Origin of the sequence: Pseudomonas sp. KT_2_4 (assembly GCF_041410225.1) — a bacterium.
GTDB classification, from domain to species: Bacteria; Pseudomonadota; Gammaproteobacteria; order Pseudomonadales; family Pseudomonadaceae; genus Aquipseudomonas; species Aquipseudomonas paracarnis.
In genome coordinates this window covers 1,716,972-1,734,067 of record NZ_CP166962.1, presented here as the reverse complement: position 1 = coordinate 1,734,067, position 17,096 = coordinate 1,716,972, and the positions used below count along the sequence as shown (strand labels likewise).

General features: G+C 57.9%; 23 protein-coding genes and 1 tRNA gene. 13 read left to right on the top strand and 11 right to left on the bottom strand.

Annotation, left to right across the window (positions count from 1 at the left end; translation table 11 throughout):
* The first annotated feature begins 18 nt into the window (after positions 1-18).
* Positions 19-1,047 carry a nucleoside hydrolase gene (locus AB9N64_RS07850; RefSeq protein ID WP_019820906.1) on the top strand — a complete coding sequence of 343 codons (1,029 nt, stop codon included), beginning with the start codon at positions 19-21 and terminating at the stop codon, positions 1,045-1,047.
* A 29-nt stretch (positions 1,048-1,076) separates the two neighbouring features.
* Here AB9N64_RS07850 and AB9N64_RS07845 read toward each other — a convergent pair whose 3' ends face one another.
* The gene (locus AB9N64_RS07845; RefSeq protein WP_014719124.1) at positions 1,077-1,283 is read right to left on the bottom strand and encodes a hypothetical protein; all 207 of its coding nucleotides are present in this window, start codon (positions 1,281-1,283) and stop codon (positions 1,077-1,079) included.
* A 156-nt stretch (positions 1,284-1,439) separates the two neighbouring features.
* On the opposite strand from AB9N64_RS07845, the gene AB9N64_RS07840 reads away from it, so the two are divergent.
* Together AB9N64_RS07840 and AB9N64_RS07835 are read left to right on the top strand one after the other, a co-directional pair.
* Positions 1,440-1,745, top strand: coding sequence for a hypothetical protein (locus tag AB9N64_RS07840; RefSeq protein ID WP_014719123.1), 306 nt, complete (start codon positions 1,440-1,442; stop codon positions 1,743-1,745).
* A gap of 144 nt (positions 1,746-1,889) precedes the next feature.
* A complete protein-coding gene (locus AB9N64_RS07835) occupies positions 1,890-2,210 on the top strand; it encodes an I78 family peptidase inhibitor (RefSeq protein WP_003192494.1) in 321 nt (106 codons plus the stop codon).
* A 67-nt stretch (positions 2,211-2,277) separates the two neighbouring features.
* On the opposite strand, the gene AB9N64_RS07830 is transcribed toward AB9N64_RS07835, so the two are convergent.
* Both AB9N64_RS07830 and AB9N64_RS07825 read right to left on the bottom strand, forming a co-directional pair.
* Positions 2,278-2,490, bottom strand: coding sequence for a cold-shock protein (locus AB9N64_RS07830; protein ID WP_003192493.1), 213 nt, complete (start codon positions 2,488-2,490; stop codon positions 2,278-2,280).
* Between the two features lie 289 nt (positions 2,491-2,779).
* Complete coding sequence (locus AB9N64_RS07825) at positions 2,780-3,094, bottom strand: hypothetical protein (protein WP_019820908.1); 315 nt, start codon at positions 3,092-3,094, stop codon at positions 2,780-2,782.
* A 364-nt stretch (positions 3,095-3,458) separates the two neighbouring features.
* On the opposite strand from AB9N64_RS07825, the gene thrS reads away from it, so the two are divergent.
* From thrS to AB9N64_RS07780, 9 genes are all read left to right on the top strand, one after another.
* Positions 3,459-5,381: a threonine--tRNA ligase gene (gene thrS / locus AB9N64_RS07820; RefSeq protein WP_003192490.1), complete on the top strand. Its 1,923-nt coding sequence runs from the start codon at positions 3,459-3,461 to the stop codon at positions 5,379-5,381.
* Positions 5,381-5,932: a translation initiation factor IF-3 gene (gene infC / locus AB9N64_RS07815; RefSeq protein ID WP_015884933.1), complete on the top strand. Its 552-nt coding sequence runs from the start codon at positions 5,381-5,383 to the stop codon at positions 5,930-5,932. The genes thrS and infC overlap by 1 nt, the downstream gene beginning before the upstream one ends.
* A 59-nt stretch (positions 5,933-5,991) precedes the next feature.
* Positions 5,992-6,186: a 50S ribosomal protein L35 gene (rpmI, locus tag AB9N64_RS07810; RefSeq protein ID WP_002553160.1), complete on the top strand. Its 195-nt coding sequence runs from the start codon at positions 5,992-5,994 to the stop codon at positions 6,184-6,186.
* Between the two features lie 29 nt (positions 6,187-6,215).
* Positions 6,216-6,572 (top strand): 50S ribosomal protein L20, encoded by a 357-nt coding sequence (gene rplT / locus AB9N64_RS07805; protein WP_003192488.1) that lies wholly within the window; start codon positions 6,216-6,218, stop codon positions 6,570-6,572.
* Between the two features lie 109 nt (positions 6,573-6,681).
* Positions 6,682-7,698, top strand: a complete 1,017-nt coding sequence (gene pheS, locus AB9N64_RS07800) for a phenylalanine--tRNA ligase subunit alpha (protein ID WP_003192486.1) — start codon at positions 6,682-6,684, stop codon at positions 7,696-7,698.
* Between the two features lie 26 nt (positions 7,699-7,724).
* Positions 7,725-10,103: a phenylalanine--tRNA ligase subunit beta gene (pheT, locus tag AB9N64_RS07795; protein WP_058410053.1), complete on the top strand. Its 2,379-nt coding sequence runs from the start codon at positions 7,725-7,727 to the stop codon at positions 10,101-10,103.
* A 3-nt stretch (positions 10,104-10,106) separates the two neighbouring features.
* On the top strand, positions 10,107-10,409 hold the full coding sequence (gene ihfA / locus AB9N64_RS07790) for an integration host factor subunit alpha (protein WP_002553164.1): 303 nt from the start codon (positions 10,107-10,109) through the stop codon (positions 10,407-10,409).
* Positions 10,390-10,746: a MerR family transcriptional regulator gene (locus AB9N64_RS07785; protein ID WP_003174972.1), complete on the top strand. Its 357-nt coding sequence runs from the start codon at positions 10,390-10,392 to the stop codon at positions 10,744-10,746. The genes ihfA and AB9N64_RS07785 overlap by 20 nt, the downstream gene beginning before the upstream one ends.
* Positions 10,747-10,836: 90 nt before the next feature.
* Positions 10,837-10,913: transfer RNA gene (locus tag AB9N64_RS07780), tRNA-Pro, on the top strand.
* A gap of 79 nt (positions 10,914-10,992) precedes the next feature.
* Here AB9N64_RS07780 and AB9N64_RS07775 read toward each other — a convergent pair.
* Genes AB9N64_RS07775 through AB9N64_RS07765 form a run of 3 tightly spaced genes read right to left on the bottom strand, consistent with a single transcriptional unit; the run spans position 10,993 to position 12,649 of the window.
* Entirely contained in the window at positions 10,993-12,156 is a 1,164-nt protein-coding gene (locus AB9N64_RS07775; protein WP_371360386.1) for a tyrosine-type recombinase/integrase, read from the bottom strand.
* The gene (locus AB9N64_RS07770; protein WP_371360149.1) at positions 12,042-12,428 is read right to left on the bottom strand and encodes a hypothetical protein; all 387 of its coding nucleotides are present in this window, start codon (positions 12,426-12,428) and stop codon (positions 12,042-12,044) included. Before AB9N64_RS07770 ends, AB9N64_RS07775 begins: the two co-directional genes overlap by 115 nt.
* 2 nt (positions 12,429-12,430) lie before the next feature.
* Positions 12,431-12,649, bottom strand: a complete 219-nt coding sequence (locus tag AB9N64_RS07765) for a hypothetical protein (RefSeq protein ID WP_371360148.1) — start codon at positions 12,647-12,649, stop codon at positions 12,431-12,433.
* 119 nt (positions 12,650-12,768) lie between these two features.
* Here AB9N64_RS07765 and AB9N64_RS07760 point away from each other — a divergent pair, with 119 nt between their 5' ends.
* Positions 12,769-13,017: a hypothetical protein gene (locus AB9N64_RS07760; RefSeq protein ID WP_236202614.1), complete on the top strand. Its 249-nt coding sequence runs from the start codon at positions 12,769-12,771 to the stop codon at positions 13,015-13,017.
* A 34-nt stretch (positions 13,018-13,051) separates the two neighbouring features.
* Here AB9N64_RS07760 and AB9N64_RS07755 read toward each other — a convergent pair whose 3' ends face one another.
* From AB9N64_RS07755 to AB9N64_RS07735, 5 genes are all read right to left on the bottom strand, one after another.
* A complete protein-coding gene (locus AB9N64_RS07755; protein ID WP_371360147.1) occupies positions 13,052-14,116 on the bottom strand; it encodes a site-specific DNA-methyltransferase in 1,065 nt (354 codons plus the stop codon).
* 52 nt (positions 14,117-14,168) lie between these two features.
* Positions 14,169-14,615, bottom strand: a complete 447-nt coding sequence (locus AB9N64_RS07750) for a hypothetical protein (RefSeq protein WP_371360146.1) — start codon at positions 14,613-14,615, stop codon at positions 14,169-14,171.
* Positions 14,616-14,694: 79 nt separating this feature from the next.
* Positions 14,695-15,384, bottom strand: a complete 690-nt coding sequence (locus AB9N64_RS07745) for a hypothetical protein (RefSeq protein ID WP_371360145.1) — start codon at positions 15,382-15,384, stop codon at positions 14,695-14,697.
* A complete protein-coding gene (locus AB9N64_RS07740; protein ID WP_272949752.1) occupies positions 15,381-15,539 on the bottom strand; it encodes a DUF4406 domain-containing protein in 159 nt (52 codons plus the stop codon). Before AB9N64_RS07740 ends, AB9N64_RS07745 begins: the two co-directional genes overlap by 4 nt.
* 198 nt (positions 15,540-15,737) lie before the next feature.
* Complete coding sequence (locus tag AB9N64_RS07735; RefSeq protein ID WP_371360144.1) at positions 15,738-16,895, bottom strand: RNA-directed DNA polymerase; 1,158 nt, start codon at positions 16,893-16,895, stop codon at positions 15,738-15,740.
* Positions 16,896-17,096: the final 201 nt, after the last annotated feature.

Sequence of the window (17,096 nt, the reverse complement as noted above, 5' to 3'; positions counted from 1 at the left end):
AATGACAAGGAGTGCTTTATGCAACGTGGTCTACCTACCCTGAAAAACCTGTTCCGGAGTGTTCTGCTTTTGTCCGCGCTCACTGCTGCAAGCGCCCAAGCGGCGGAAAAAATCGACCTGATCATCGATACCGACCCGGGTGCCGATGACGTGGTGGCCTTGCTGTTCGCCATGGCCTCGCCGCAGGAGTTGAGCATTCGTGCGCTGACCACCGTCGCCGGCAATGTGCGCCTGGACAAGACCTCCCGCAACGCACGCCTGGCGCGCGAGTGGGCAGGGCGCGAGGACATCCCGGTGTACGCCGGTGCGCCAGCGCCGCTGCTGCGCAAACCGATCTACGCCGAGAATATTCATGGCAAGGAAGGCATCTCGGGCGTCACGGTGCATGAACCGAAAAAAGGTCTGGCCGAAGGCAATGCGGTCGACTATCTGATCAACACCCTGAGCAGCGCCAAGCCGCACAGCATCACCATCGCCATGCTCGGCCCGCAGACCAACCTGGCACTGGCACTGACTCAAGCGCCCGAAATCACCCAGGGCATCAAGGAAGTGGTCGTGATGGGCGGCGCCCACTTCAATGGCGGCAATATCACCCCAGTGGCTGAGTTCAACCTGTTCGCCGATCCGGTGGCGGCGGAGATCGTGCTCAAAAGCGGTGTGAAGTTGACCTACCTGCCGTTGGACGTGACCCATAAAGTCCTCACCAGCGACGCCCGCCTGAAGAAGATTGCGGACCTGAACAACAACGCGAGCAAGGTCGTCAGCAGTATTCTGAATGAGTACGTCAAAGGCGATATGGAGCACTACGGCATTCCGGGTGGCCCGGTCCATGACGCTACCGTGGTGGCGTACCTGCTCAAGCCTTCGCTGTTCAGCGGTCGTGAGGCCAATATGGTAGTCGACAGCCGCGAAGGCCCGACCTTCGGCCAGACCATCGTCGATTGGTACGATGGGCTCAAGCAGCCAAAGAATGTGTTCTGGGTTGAGAATGGCGACGCCCAGGGCTTCTTCGATCTGTTGACCGAGCGCCTGGCGCGTCTGAAGTAAGTTAGCGGGGCGGCACTCGTCGCCCGGTTCTAATCGCGCTCTTGGGCGCCCCTGTAGTCGGCCGGGTATTTCTCGAATATCTGGCCGATGAACGCTTGCGCCGCCTGGGTGCCCAGTTCCTTGACCAACAGATCGATACCAATGATCGCCAGTTCTTCCGGGCTTCCGGGGCTGTAGGAACTTTGCCCTTGGGGCCACTTGGCTTTGATGTCGGCTTGAAGCGTTACGGTGGTCATGGAAATCTCACGGGCTGAAAATGCGGGGTAGTGCACTGGAACGCCGTTCCAGATGGGCGCAGTTAAGCATTTTGTACGGCATTTGGCACTGCTACTTAGGCATGAAGCAGCGGCTGTGCGACACTGTCGGCCTGTTAAATGGCCCGGAAACACCGCGTGCAAATCGATTTGAGCAACCCCGACAACCTGACGCTGGAGGCCGTGCGCCAACTGCTTGGCAGCGCCAGTGACGACGAACATACCCAGCTGCGGGTGAGCAAGGCAGGCGTTGCCTACATTTCTTCCGGCGTAGTCGGTGGGGCTGATATCGGTGGCCTGCTGTTTCGCCTGGAGACCTGGGCCAAGGGTTCCGGTTATGTCGGCCTCGTGGCGGCCAGTGATGAAGTGTGGGTCATGCAGATTTTTAACGCGCTGAAGCAGAATTGGCCTACAGCGACGTCAGACTATATCGACATCTACTAAGTGCGTTCATATCTAGTCACGATTGACAGGGCGCTTGCCAGCAGTGAGTCAGGCAGACTTGCCCACAAGCGGTTAACGTCTTGAAACCAATCGCTTTGACTGATGTCGCACGATCTCTCTCCACTTTTTATCATAGGAGGCTTCATGCCTTGGAAGCTCGCATCATTCGGTACTTTGTTGGCTGCGCTCGCGTTGGCAGGTTGCAGCACCCCGGGTGCCTCTGAGCCAGGCAAAGCTGCCACTGCGACCGATGCCGGTCATAGCCGCTGTGAGTCGAAGGCTGCAGAGTTCGCCATCGGCCAGAAGGCCTCGCCCCAGTTGCTGGAGCAAGCTCGCACACGTGCCGGCGCGCAGAATGCACGCATTCTCAAGCCCAATGACATGATCACGCTGGAATATCGCTCCGACCGCTTGAACCTGAACACCGACAACAATCTGGTGATCAACCGGGTTAACTGCGGCTGATACGGCTTTTGCATTACCCATAAAAAACCCCGTCACATGGACGGGGTTTTTTTAGCTCAGCGGAGAATTACTCGCCGCGAACCTGTGCAGCTTGCATACCCTTTTGGCCTTTCTCAGCCACGAAGGAAACGGTTTGGCCTTCTTTCAGGCTTTTGAAACCGTCGCTTTCGATAGCTTTGAAGTGTACGAACAAGTCGTCACCGCCACCTGTAGGAGTGATGAAGCCGAAGCCTTTTTCATCGTTGAACCATTTAACGGTGCCGGTTTGGCGATTAGACATGGTGTATCTCCAAGAAACATATATTTTCAGTAGTGCTGTGCTGCTCAGGCCAACTGGGCACACTGGGCTATCATAGTCGAAATGTTCGGCTTGGGAGCCCCCCCAAGGCACTGTTTGCTAATCAATCGCTTTGCGTTTGATTCATCATTCGGCTGAAAGCCCCGATTTACGGGGCTTTGCGACGAAATATCAGCTGTTAAAAAAAGCCGTAAAACCTGCATAATTTGTGTGAAATGGCAGTTTTCAGGCTGTTTTTCCAGCGAAATGGCCGTCGAATCGTCAGCCAATCTTACTTTTTCTTCACCACTTTGCAGGACGAAATAGCCGCGACCGCTTTGTTTTTAAGCTCCGGGCTGGCGTTCTGGTTGGTCATCAATTCCTTGATCTCGGCAGTGCTCAATTCGGCATTGATCTTGTCAGCGCCGCATTCGCAGTGGGCCTTGGCGGTCTTGACGTCCACGTTCTGGCTGGCGGCGGCACTGCAGTCGTTGACGAAGGCGTCACGGGCGCCGGCTGGCCAGTTGGAAGGCGCTGCAGCCTGCGCGCCGAGGGAAAGGAGGCTCAGGGTAGCGGCGACAGCGAGGGTAGAGGTAAAACGCATCATGGGATGCTCCTTTGGGTCGAGGACGAACGGCGATTCTCAGTGGCTTTGAGGCCCTGCGTACAGCTCAAGTTCACTTTCGCAGCTATAAAGCCATGAATTGCTCTTTACCCAACTCTTGGCCGACGCGATGACCGTTCATCTGTGCTAGCATCCTTGCCTGGCTATTTCCGGGCGCGCCATTTGCCGCCTTGCCAGGTCCTTTTTGTTCACTCCAGTCACTCTGGTTCGATTATCGGTTGGCCGAAAGGCTCCTGCCGCTGTAAGGCAGGCGTTCTTCATTGAACGGCCTGGTGTTGGATCTTGTACTGGCTCATCCCAACCCACGTGACCTTTGGTAGGGGTCACCACTAGGAGAGGAGGCGCCATGCCAACTATTACTCTTCCCGACGGCAGTCAACGTTCATTCGATCATCCGGTTTCCGTAGCCGAGGTCGCCGCATCCATTGGTGCTGGCCTGGCCAAGGCCACCGTGGCCGGCAAGGTCGACGGCAAGCTGGTTGACGCCAGCGACCTGATCACCAGCGACGCCAGCCTGCAAATCATCACGCCCAAGGACCAAGAGGGGCTGGAGATCATTCGCCACTCTTGCGCGCACTTGATTGGCCATGCGGTCAAGCAACTGTATCCAACCGCCAAGATGGTGATCGGGCCGGTCATTGAAGAAGGCTTCTATTACGACATCGCCTATGAGCGTCCTTTTACTCCGGACGACCTGGCGGCCATCGAGCAGCGCATGCACGCGCTGATCGAAAAAGATTACGACGTCATCAAGAAAGTCACCCCCCGTGCCGAAGTGATCGACGTGTTTACCGCGCGTGGCGAAGACTACAAGCTGCGCCTGGTGGAAGACATGCCGGACGAGCAGGCCATGGGCCTGTACTACCACGAAGAATACGTCGACATGTGCCGTGGCCCGCACGTGCCGAACACGCGCTTTCTCAAGTCGTTCAAGCTGACCAAGCTGTCCGGTGCCTACTGGCGCGGCGATGCAAAGAACGAGCAACTGCAACGGATCTACGGCACTGCCTGGGCTGACAAGAAACAGCTGGCCGCCTACATCCAGCGCATCGAAGAAGCCGAAAAGCGCGACCACCGCAAGATCGGCAAGCGCCTGAACCTATTCCACCTTCAGGAAGAAGCGCCGGGCATGGTGTTCTGGCACCCGAATGGCTGGACCCTGTACCAGGTGCTTGAGCAGTACATGCGCAAGGTGCAGCGCGAAAACGGTTACCTGGAGATCAAGACTCCACAGGTGGTCGATCGCAGCCTGTGGGAGAAATCCGGGCACTGGGCCAACTACGCCGACAACATGTTCACCACCCAGTCGGAAAACCGCGACTACGCCATCAAGCCGATGAACTGCCCGTGCCACGTGCAGGTCTTCAATCAGGGCCTGAAGAGCTACCGCGAGTTGCCGATGCGCCTGGCCGAATTCGGTGCCTGCCACCGTAACGAGCCATCGGGTGCGCTGCACGGCATCATGCGCGTGCGTGGCTTCACCCAGGACGACGCCCACATCTTCTGCACCGAAGAGCAGATGCAGGCCGAGTCCGCGGCGTTCATCAAGCTGACCATGGACGTTTATCGCGATTTCGGCTTTACCGAAGTCGAGATGAAGCTGTCCACTCGTCCGGAAAAGCGCGTCGGTTCCGACGAGCTGTGGGATCGCGCTGAAGCGGCACTGGCCGCTGCGCTCGACAGTGCGGGCCTTGCGTACGATCTGCAGCCGGGTGAGGGCGCCTTCTACGGTCCGAAGATCGAGTTCTCGCTCAAAGATTGCCTTGGCCGTGTCTGGCAGTGTGGTACCCTGCAGCTCGATTTTAACCTGCCGATCCGTCTGGGAGCCGAATACGTCTCCGAAGACAACAGCCGTAAACACCCGGTTATGCTGCACCGGGCGATCCTCGGTTCGTTCGAGCGGTTCGTCGGTATCCTGATCGAGCACTACGAGGGCGCGTTCCCTGCGTGGCTGGCTCCGACTCAGGCAGTGATCATGAATATCACTGATAAACAGGCAGATTTTGCCGCTGAAGTTGAAAAAACTCTCAACGAAAGCGGGTTTCGTGCCAAGTCCGACTTGAGAAATGAAAAGATCGGCTTTAAAATCCGCGAGCATACCTTGCTCAAGGTTCCCTATCTCTTGGTTATCGGAGATCGGGAAGTCGAGATGCAGACTGTCGCTGTGCGTACTCGTGAAGGTGCTGACCTGGGCTCGATGCCCGTCGCCCAGTTCGCTGAGTTCCTCGCGCAAGCGGTTTCCCGGCGTGGTCGCCCAGATTCGGAGTAATTATTATTAAGCGTGAAATGAGACAAGATAAACGAGCTGCACCGAAAGCCCCGATCAACGAGAATATCTCGGCACGCGAGGTTCGGTTAATTGGCGCTGATGGCGAGCAGATTGGCATCGTCTCGATTGATGAAGCGCTTCGTATTGCAGAAGAGTCCAAGCTGGACCTGGTGGAAATCTCCGCCGATGCAATCCCACCTGTTTGTCGGGTGATGGACTACGGCAAATCGATCTTCGAAAAGAAGAAGCAGGTTGCCGCAGCGAAGAAGAACCAGAAGCAGATTCAAGTAAAAGAAATCAAGTTTCGTCCAGGGACGGAGGAAGGGGATTACCAGGTAAAACTGCGCAACCTGGTACGTTTCCTGAGTGATGGGGACAGGGCCAAGGTATCCTTGCGATTCCGCGGCCGTGAGATGGCCCACCAGGAGCTGGGGATGGAACTCCTCAAGCGGGTTGAAGCTGACCTGCTCGAGTACGGTTCGGTCGAACAGCATCCTAAGATGGAAGGACGCCAGCTTATTATGGTCATCGCCCCGAAAAAGAAGAAGTAATCAACAGGGCACGGCAGGCCTTCTGATTATGTTTATCAACTGAATGCGGAGTACCGAACATGCCAAAGATGAAAACTAAAAGTGGTGCTGCTAAGCGGTTTCTGAAAACTGCTAACGGCATCAAGCACAAGCACGCTTTCAAGAGCCACATCCTGACCAAAATGTCGACCAAGCGTAAGCGTCAACTGCGCGGTAGCAGCTTGCTGCATCCGTCTGACGTGGCAAAAGTCGAGCGCATGCTGCGCCTTCGTTAATTTTGGTTCAAGAATAGAGGAAGTAACTCATGGCTCGTGTAAAGCGTGGCGTCATGGCCCGTAAGCGTCACAAAAAAATTCTGAAACTTGCTAAAGGCTACTACGGCGCGCGTTCACGCGTATTCCGTGTTGCCAAGCAAGCGGTAATCAAGGCAGGCCAATACGCCTACCGCGACCGTCGTCAGAAAAAACGTCAGTTCCGCGCTCTGTGGATCGCTCGTATCAATGCTGGTGCACGTGTTAACGGTCTGTCCTACAGCCGTTTCATCGCTGGCCTGAAAAAAGCGTCCATCGAAATCGACCGTAAGGTTCTGGCTGAACTGGCCGTGAACGAAAAAGCGGTGTTTGCTGCGATTGTCGAGAAAGCTAAAGCCTCCTTGGCTTAAGTACCCCCGACAGTCACCCTGGGCTACTCCTGTGGCCCAAGGTGGTAAACGTCATAAATAGGGGAAGAGCCTTCAAGCTCTTCCCCTATTTTGTATCTGGAGTCTGTACATGGAAAACCTGGACGCGCTCGTCGCCCAAGCCCTTGAGGCTGTGCAAAGCGCTGAAGATGTAAATGCCCTGGAGCAAATCCGGGTTCACTACCTTGGCAAGAAAGGTGAATTGACTCAGGTGATGAAGACCCTGGGAAATCTGCCTGCTGAAGAGCGTCCGCAAGTCGGTGCGCTGATCAACGTCGCCAAGGAGCGTGTCACAGAGGTTCTCAATGCGCGCAAGGCGTCGCTCGAGGAGGCCGATCTTGCGGCCAAGCTCGCCGCCGAGTCCATTGACGTGACCTTGCCTGGTCGTGGCCAGGCCTCGGGCGGTCTGCATCCGATCACCCGGACTCTGGAACGTATCGAACAGTTCTTTACCCACATCGGCTACGGCATTGCCGAAGGCCCTGAGGTCGAAGACGACTACCACAACTTCGAGGCGCTCAACATCCCAGGCCATCACCCGGCCCGGTCGATGCACGACACCTTCTATTTCAACGCCAACATGCTGCTGCGCACCCATACCTCGCCGGTACAGGTCCGCACCATGGAAGCGAACAAGCCGCCGATCCGCATTGTCTGCCCAGGCCGTGTGTACCGTAGCGACTCGGATATCACCCATTCGCCGATGTTCCACCAGGTCGAAGGCCTGCTGGTTGATCGCGATATCAATTTCGCCGACCTCAAAGGCACCATCGAAGAATTCCTGCGGGTGTTCTTCGAAAAAGAGTTGGCGGTACGTTTCCGTCCTTCGTTCTTCCCGTTCACCGAGCCATCGGCTGAAGTCGACATGGAATGCGTGATGTGCAGCGGTAAAGGCTGCCGTGTGTGCAAGCAGACCGGCTGGCTGGAAGTGATGGGCTGCGGCATGGTTCACCCCAACGTGCTGCGCATGTCCGGGATCGACCCGGAAGAGTTCTCGGGCTTTGCCTTCGGCATGGGCGTTGAGCGTCTGGCCATGCTGCGTTACGGCGTGAACGACTTGCGTCTGTTCTTCGACAACGACTTGCGGTTCCTCGCGCAATTTCGCTAGTCGTAACGAATCTTTAGGAGAGCAGGATGAAATTCAGTGAACAATGGCTGCGTGGCTGGGTAAGCCCGCAGGTAGATCGCGACGAGTTGGTTGCTCGTCTGTCGATGGCCGGTCTTGAGGTCGATAGCGTTACGCCGGCCGCCGGTGTTTTCAGTGGTGTGGTGGTGGGCGAGGTGTTGAGCACCGAGCAGCACCCGGATGCCGACAAATTGCGTGTGTGCCAGGTCAGCAACGGCTCGGAAACCTTTCAGGTCGTGTGCGGAGCGCCTAACGTGCGCCCGGGCCTGAAGATCCCGTTCGCCATGATCGGCGCCCAGTTGCCGGGCGACTTCAAGATCAAGAAGGCCAAGCTGCGTGGCGTTGAATCCAACGGCATGCTGTGCTCCCAGGCCGAGCTGCAAGTAGGTGAGGGCAATGATGGCCTGATGGAGCTGCCGGCCGACGCGCCAGTGGGTCAGGACATTCGTGCTTACCTGGAACTGGAAGACGCCAGCATCGAGGTCGACCTGACCCCCAACCGCGGCGACTGCCTGTCCCTGGCTGGCCTGGCCCGTGAAGTGGGTGCGCTGTACAACGCGCCTGTCACCCGTCCAGCGGTCGCTGCCGTACCTGCGGTACACGACGAAGTACGCTCGATTGAAGTATTGGCGCCCAACGCTTGCCCGCGTTACCTGGGGCGTGTGATCCGTAACGTCGACCTGTCCAAGCCAACCCCGCTGTGGATGGTCGAGCGCCTGCGTCGTGCCGATGTACGCAGCATCGACGCCGCCGTCGACATCACCAACTACGTGATGCTGGAACTCGGCCAGCCGTTGCATGCGTTTGATCTTGCCGAAATCAATGGCGGCATCCGCGTGCGTATGGCCGAAGAAGGCGAGAAGCTGGTGCTACTCGATGGCCAGGAAGTCAGCCTGCGTGCCGACACTCTGGTCATCGCCGACCACGCTCGCGCCCTGGCGATTGCCGGCGTGATGGGTGGCGAGCACAGCGGTGTATCCGCTACCACTCGTGATGTATTCCTTGAAAGCGCGTTCTTCGACCAGATCGCGATCGCTGGCAAGGCTCGTTCCTACGGCCTGCACACCGATGCGTCGCACCGCTACGAGCGTGGTGTGGACTGGAAGCTCGCCCGTGAAGCCATGGAGCGTGCTACCGGCCTGCTGCTGGAAATTACCGGTGGTGAAGCCGGCCCGATTACCGAAACCGTCAACGAACAGTTCCTGCCGTCGATTGCGCCGATCACCTTGCGTGCCAAAAGCGTTGAGCAAATGCTCGGCCTGGTCATCGAACCGGCTGAAATCGAGCAACTGCTGTCCGCGCTCGGACTGGGTATTTCTGCGGGTGGGGAAGGGCAGTGGCAGGTTGCAGTACCTAGCCATCGCTTCGACATCAGCCTGGAAGTCGACCTGATCGAAGAGCTGGCGCGCCTGTACGGTTACAACCGCCTGCCGGTTCGCTATCCGCAAGCACGCCTGGCACCGCAACCCAAGGCCGAAGCGCGTGCGCACCTGCCTGAACTGCGTCGCTTGCTGGTGGCCCGTGGTTATCAGGAAGCTGTGACCTATAGCTTCATCGATCCAAAGCAGTTCGAACTGTTCAACCCTGGCGTTGAGCCGTTGCTGCTGGCCAACCCGATCTCCAACGATATGGCTGCCATGCGTTCGTCGCTGTGGCCGGGCCTGGTGAAGGCGCTTTCCCACAACCTGAACCGCCAGCAAGACCGCGTGCGTCTGTTCGAAAGCGGCTTGCGTTTCGTCGGCCAGCTTGATGGCTTGAAGCAAGAGCCGATGCTGGCGGGCGTCGTTTGCGGCAGCCGTCTGCCAGAAGGCTGGGCGCAAGGCCGTGAGGTCGTGGACTTCTTCGACGTCAAGGCAGACGTGGAAGCGGTGCTCGGCTTTGCCGGTGCGTTGGACGCCTTTACGTTCGTGCCGGGTAGCCACCCAGCCTTGCATCCAGGCCAGACTGCACGTATCGAGCGTGAAGGTCGCTTGGTAGGCTTCGTGGGCGCCATTCACCCAGAACTGTCGAAAACCTTGGGGCTGGACCGTCCAGTCTTTGTGTTTGAGCTAGTCTTGGCTGAAGTTGCGTCGGGCAAGATGCCTAAATTCAGCGAGTTGTCGCGCTTCCCTGAAGTGCGTCGCGACCTGGCCCTGATTGCCGACCGTGAAGTCGCTGCCACTGCAGTTCTGGATGTAATCCGTGAAAATGCAGGGGAATGGCTGACAGACCTCAGGCTATTTGACGTCTATCAGGGTAAAGGCATTGATCCGCATAGAAAAAGCCTTGCAGTTGGCTTGACCTGGCAGCATCCATCGCGCACTCTTAATGACGATGAGGTGAATACCACGACGCAAAATATCCTCACCTCGCTCGAACAAAGGTTGAACGCCACGTTAAGGAAGTGACGTATGGGGGCTTTGACGAAAGCTGAGATGGCGGAACGTCTGTACGAAGAGTTGGGTCTGAACAAGCGCGAGGCCAAGGAATTGGTTGAGCTGTTTTTTGAAGAGATCAGACACGCTCTGGAAGACAACGAACAGGTCAAATTGTCCGGTTTCGGCAATTTTGACCTGCGAGACAAACGCCAGCGGCCTGGCCGCAATCCAAAAACGGGAGAAGAAATCCCGATCACGGCTCGCCGTGTGGTCACCTTTCGTCCAGGGCAGAAGTTGAAGGCCCGAGTTGAGGCTTATGCTGGAACCAAGTCATAACGACGAGCTACCCGTCATCCCAGGCAAACGCTACTTCACCATTGGTGAAGTCAGCGAGCTGTGTGCGGTAAAACCGCACGTGCTGCGCTATTGGGAGCAGGAGTTTCCTCAACTCAACCCCGTCAAACGCACCGGGAACCGTCGGTATTATCAGCGCCAGGACGTGCTGATGATCCGACAGATCCGCGCGTTGCTGTACGACCAGGGGTTCACCATCAGCGGCGCACGCCAGCGTATGTCCGGTGATGAAGCCAAAGACGACACCACCCAATACAAGCAACTGATCCGCCAGATGATCTCCGAATTGGAAGATGTACTGGTGGTGCTGAAAAAATGATTCAAGCTTTAAAAATACTTCCACATTTCAAAAGCTTGCGGTATATTCCTGTTCGCTTCGTTAAGAAGCGAACCCAGTAACACGCCTAGTCGGGGCGTAGCGCAGTCCGGTAGCGCACTAGCATGGGGTGCTAGGGGTCGAGTGTTCGAATCACTCCGTCCCGACCATATTATTCAATGACTTAGGCCAATGTTCACAGCATTGGCCTTTTTCATGTGCGTGACATTTGCGTGACTCGTCGTTTTTTCACGCCTGCTTCCTCTTCAAGATTGTCAGCACCGGTCCGCGAGAATCGGTTGCTGATACCATGTTCGCAGCTTCAATCAGATGCCCGAGCTCAGCGCCCGAGTAGTGACTGGTGATGCTGCCGTTCTTGTGCCCCAAAAGGGCCTTGCGGTCTTCCTCAGTTACGCCTGCTGCGCGTAGCCGACGGCCAAAGGTGTGTTTAAGGTCATGGATCCTGATGGATGCATACCCAGGGTGAGCGGGGCGAAGGTTTTCCTCCTGCCAGAGTTTCGCCGCTCTCACCCGCGCCTTTTTCCAGGCCGAGTCGTTCATGCGGTGCATCGCGGTGCCGTTGTATGGGAAAACCCATTCCTTGCTGATGCCGCGCTGCTTCTCGATGATCGACCTGGCCACACTGTTCAGCACCACCAGCCGCTCGTCACCGTTCTTCACGCCTGAGCGCTCATGCCGACCGCCAAAGTCGGCGGGTATCAGAAATACGCTGGTGCCCAGTTCCGGTACCGCAATCTCCCAATCCCACCTCAGCTTGCAGACCTCCTGCTCCCGTGTGCCGGTGTTCACCTTGAACAGCGCCATCGTTTGCAGGTGAGCCGGCAACTCTCCGAAAAGAATCGACTGCTCCGGCCATGACATCGGGTACGGCTTGCGGCTCGACTTATTCTCTTCCAGCTTTGTGAGCATCGGCACGCTATCCAGCCACGGCCTGCGCTCATCGTCTCGCCACTTCCTGGCACACAACGACAAAACACGAACCACTCGCTCGATCGAGATATTCACCGTTCTGTTGCTGACACCTTTCTTTACCTTCCCACCTTCAAGCTTTTTCGTCGCCAACCTGTCTTTGATGAATGGCACCAGGGCCTGGTCATCAATGTGGGTCAGCGGCATTTCGCCAATGAATGGGTCGAGCTGAGAAAGGTGGTGGGCCGAAAGCTTGATTGAAGGCTGATCCTTGAACTCCAGCAGGAAGCGAGTCGCCGCCTCCCGCCAGGTCCTGACCTTCTTCACACCGTACACCTTCTGCTGCCGGATCTGCTCCAACCTGAAGATCAGGTAGCGCTCCGCTTCCTCCCGGTCACCAGTTCCAGTGCTTTCGTAAAGTCGTTCTCCGTTGATTTTCTTGTCGATATGCCAGATACCTTTCCTTTGGGAGAGGCCTGTGATCGATTTTCGCGCCATGATTTATCTCCTTTCTGGCGCTCGCTGCGGGGCGATTGTTGCTCCGTTGCGCCTTTTTTATCAATCGCCTTTGCCTCGACGTACGCCGTGGCCCAGTCGTCAAGCTCCTGTCGATCAAAGCCAACGCCGCGTCCGCCAATGGGGAACTCGCTGACGAAGGGCCTGACGGTCTCGTCGAAAATTGCCCGGCACATGCCCAGGTACCCAGGCGCTTCCTTTGCTCGGATGAATCGAGGTATCAGTTGTTGCGCGCCCATACCTACCTCCCGCCCACCGTGGGCCGCGCTGTCTTGATGATGTGGATTGCCAGGCCAAAGGAGATCAGCAGCCAGGCGCATGTGCCGGCGAAGGCGTAGAGCAGTGCCTCGGTGGTGCCGGTGTCCAGCAGATCGAGCCCGAGCCAGCCGAACCAGCCGATGGTTCCTGCCAGGTACAGAAAAGCGCCCAGGAGTATCAGGGTGAGTTTCATAGCGAACATGGGGTGTGTCCTAGCCGCGCGGGGCGGCATATAGGGGGTTGGAGTGATAGCTTTCTGCCTATCTTTCAAAAAGGACCGAAGCGGTGTACAAAAGGGTTCAACTAAGTTCGTGATGAGGCATGGACGTGTCACACAACTTCGATGCTCCGATAGCGCACGCTTACCGGGGCCACGTGATTTTTCTCAAGTTCGATTGGCGTCGCCCGAACGACCAGAGCCCTGTTGCCGCGAAGATCATTGAGCCAGCACCCATCAATGGCTTGGGTGAGGTTGCAGCAGAGTTGGAAGGCCCCTGGCCTGACTATCCGGCAGCGCTTGATGAGGCAATGGCGGCAGCTGAACGATGGATCGACAGTCAGTTGCCCTGACTCCGCTCACCGGCAGGCATGTGGGGGATTGGGGTTAGGCTGCTGGGTGTTGCACTGTGTCGCGGAAGACATCCATCTGCGCCGCGCCGTCGAGCCAGGCGGCCGCGATCCGGCGTTCAGCCATTGCGGCATATTCCGGGTTCAGTTCGCACAGGATCGATTTTCGGCCTTCTTGCATGGCGACCACCGCCGTCGTACCGGCACCGCCGAACGGGTCAAGCACGACGCCGCCCAGTGGTGCGCCGGCCAGAATGCAAGGTCTGATCAGGTCAGGCGGGAAAGTGGCGAAGTGCGCACCCTTGAAACCTTGCGTCGGCACCGTCCACACACTGCGCTTGTTTCGAGTGTCCAAGGGCCAGGCGCTTTCCTCTCGATCTGGCCGGTGTGTTCCCAGTGATTGCCCAGGGATAGCTTGCTCTCGCTTTGAATCATCGCGCTTGAAACTATCCCGCTTGCTGCGCACCGCTTTCATTGGGCCGTTCGACTTTCCGGGCACTCGATCACTGCCTCGCTGTTGCTCGAGATCCTGAGCCATTCGTGTGATCGAACTCAGCGCTACAGGCTCCTTGATCGCATCCTGGTCATAGTAATAGCGTGGTGACTTGCTCAAGAGAAACAGGTACTCGTGCGCCTTTGTGCACCGGTCCCTGGTGGATTCAGGCATCGGATTCGGCTTGTGCCAAATGATGTCTTGGCGCAGGTACCAGCCATCATCTTGAAGGGCGAAGGCGAGGCGCCAGGGGATGCCCATGAGGTCTTTCGGCTTGATGCCGGCCGGATCTCGAGGGCGAACGCTCATTGTGCGAGCGTCCAGCTTTTCATCTGCGCCGCGAGTAGTCCTGCCCCCATTGGCATAGCTATCGCCCATGTTCACCCATGCCGTGCCATCATCGCGCAACACCCGTCGGACCTCCCGAAATACGTCCACCAGGCGCGCCACGAATTCCGCAGGAGTTTCCTCAAGGCCGATCTGACCGGCCATGCCGTAATCGCGCAGGCCGTAGTAGGGCGGAGACGTGACACAGGTGCTCACTGATTGGTCTGGCAGCGTCCGCATCGACTCAATGCAGTCGCCGATCAAAACGCGATGCTGTTTCATGGCCTTGGCCCCTTGTAGATGAAGACGTAGGCGAACCAGAGGGTGGCAATCATCAGTAGTCCTCCCAATTTAAGCCCTGGATGTATTCGTTCGGGATTGTCACTGCCGCACCCGGTATCACACTTTCTGCCCGGCCATCGCCGAAGTACCCGATTGCCGCCTGGGCCCGCTCCATTGACAGACGAGCGTGTCGCAGCTGCCAGGCCTTGCGTGCCTTGTAAGAGCGCAGTGCCAGTGCCTTGTCGGTGTAGGCGAATCGACGGCCCCAGTTGCCACCGTCTTTCAGCACGCGCTTTCTGCGCTTCTTAACCGCCTCAGCGGTCCAGCTGTATTGCGGGCCTTTGACCAAGTCGCAGGTATGGTTATCGCCGATGTAGAAGCACTGCGCGGTTTCGCCGATCACCTGATAGGTGATGCAGTGCACCTCCAGGCCTTCCGGGCCAATGGTGTCGATATAGCGGAAGTGGTCCGGCCAGGCTTTGTTGATTTCTTCAGGCATGACTTCGTCCTTGCCGCTATAGCGGCTGACTTTGAAGGGGGAGGGGTTACATGTATTGCGCAGGAGTACGGATGTACTCCTATCGGGATTTGGCGGCACGCTTTCGAAATTCGTAAACCATGCTGCGCAGATCCACCAGTGACTCCTGCAGGTTGCCACGGGCGGAGTCGATATTCTCGAACAGCTCACCTTCACCGTCGTCGCCGCCTTCATCGACGGCCAGAAGGGCCAGGCCGTATGCCTGGAACTTCGCCAGCACATCATCGGCTGACTTGGCCATGTATTCGGCGTGCTCGATGGCGTAGTCCTTGTTGGATCGCTCTTTGGTGCTAGGCGCTGCATCGCAAAGCCCAAGCACCCAATCAATCCATTCCTTGCGCTGCCTGTACTGCGGCTGGTCGTCGTCGATCGCTTTGACCATGTAGTGCGGGCTGCGGTTGATTGACCGTACCGCACTGACCAACTTGTCCCAACACTCATCCGCTGCGTTCAGGCGTTGTTGCAGCTCGTTGATTTTGAGCTGCTGTGTGTTCCAGACCAGGCCGACATTGCTGCATTCCTCCGGCGATTCCTGTCCACAGTGAGGGCATATGGCGTCGTTGTAGTCGCCGGTATCGGCTATCGCGTCACCGCCACCGCACTGAAAGCTGGGATAAACAACCCCGCACCCCTGGCACTCGACAATGAAATAACCGCCAGTGTTGTCGTGAGACACAAGCCCCAGCTTTGCCCGTGCCATCCTATTGTTGCTGTGACCTTGGCCGCTCATACAGCCTCCCTCGTTACCAGATCATGGGCATCCACAACGGTCATGCCGAGCTTCTCGGCGATCAGGACTTCCAGTTTTGCGCCCTTTGAATTCTCCCAGCCGGGCAGGGTGGCCACGGTGTCGCAGTCCATCAGGGCGGCAATGTCGCGGCGCATACAGTCGGTCCAGGTGCCGCCTTCTGGGTTGATCTCGGCGGGGGTTGGTGACTGTGTGGCCGCTGGCGCGGAGGCTGGCGGTCATGCTGTGGAAGGTGGGGAAGTTCAGCCCGGGCAAGCCGCTCATGGGCCCGCTGAGGTAAATTCGTTTCACGGGGAGTCCTTGACGGGCCATGCCCGGGCGGTGGAGTGGGGGAGTTACTTTTTTTGGAAGGTCTTGGTCAGCGCGGCGTTGACGCTATTGCCGCGCTTCAGCACGACGCGGGCGAGTGCTGCCCGGTCCGTATGGCTGTGGCTGGCCTGACTGAGCAGGCCGAAGTAGCTGTTGGCTGGCTCGCGCAGATCCTCGGCGGGCGCCGCGGCAGTGCGCTTCAGTGCCTGGGCCAGTGATCGCTTACGAGTTGTGCGCCTCCACGGCTTGATGACGTGGCCCACGAAGTCGACGCCGCGATCCACGGGCTGCAGGATCGTATTGGTGGGGTTCAGCTTGGCGCCGAGCTTGGGCAGGAAAGCTTCGACCTCGGCCAGCCACTGGTTGAGCTGCTGCGGCGACTCATGCAGGAACACAAAGTCATCCACGTACCGGATGTAGTGCTTGGCCCTCAGCTGGTGCTTGGCGAACTGGTCTAGGGCGTCGAGGTAGACGTTGGCGAAGAACTGCGACGACAGGTTGCCGATCGGTAGGCCGAGGTGGGCGGGCTGGGCTACCAGGCGCTTGTGCTGCGGCACCCGATTGAACAGGTGGGCCGGGCTGCGCGTCTCGTAATCCTCACGTGGGTCGTGCATGAGGATCTGCGTGGCCAGGGCCAGCCACCAGGGTTCGGTGATCCTGGCTTCCAGTTGCGTGCGCAGCACCGCCTTGTCGATGGCGACGAAGAAGTTGGCCAGGTCGCACTTCAGGTAGAAAAGTGGCTTTGACCAATTCTCGCTGGCGCTCCGCACCTTCGACTCAAGCCGGGTCGCAGCGTACAGCGTCCCGCGCCCGGGGATGCAGGCGCAACTGTCCGCTATGAAGCTGGCGTAGAAGCGAGGTGCCACATGGTTGTACATCAGGTGGTGGACGACGCGGTCCCGAAAGGCTGCTGCCCAAACTTCGCGGGCTTTCGGTCGGGTGACCACGAAACAAATGGATCGGCCTGGCCGGTAAGTGCCGGCAATCAGGTCGTCGTACAGTTCCAGCAAGTTGATCTCCATGTCCTTCTCGAATTGTCGGGCACTCGCGGAGTTCCGCTTGTTGCGCCGGCAGTCGTAGTAAGCCTGGACGAGATCCTCGAACTGGAAGGGAGCAACACTTAAATCTGCGGACAGGGCGCGCGAGCCGCTCGTTGTTCTTGTCGTTGTTGTTGAGCCAGCCATCTTCAAAGTCCATGTTGTAGGCGTTGTTGGCGGAGCGCTGCGACCTGTCGAGCTATCTACATCGCCGAACCGAAGGCATTGCCGATCAGTTCGGAAACTGCGCGAGACCTACGCGGACGCTTTAGACCGGCGGTATCTGTTGTGCGCATGGCGGTGACCCAGGGGTCAGCGGCTCGACCAGATTTTGCGCACAGGCAAGAG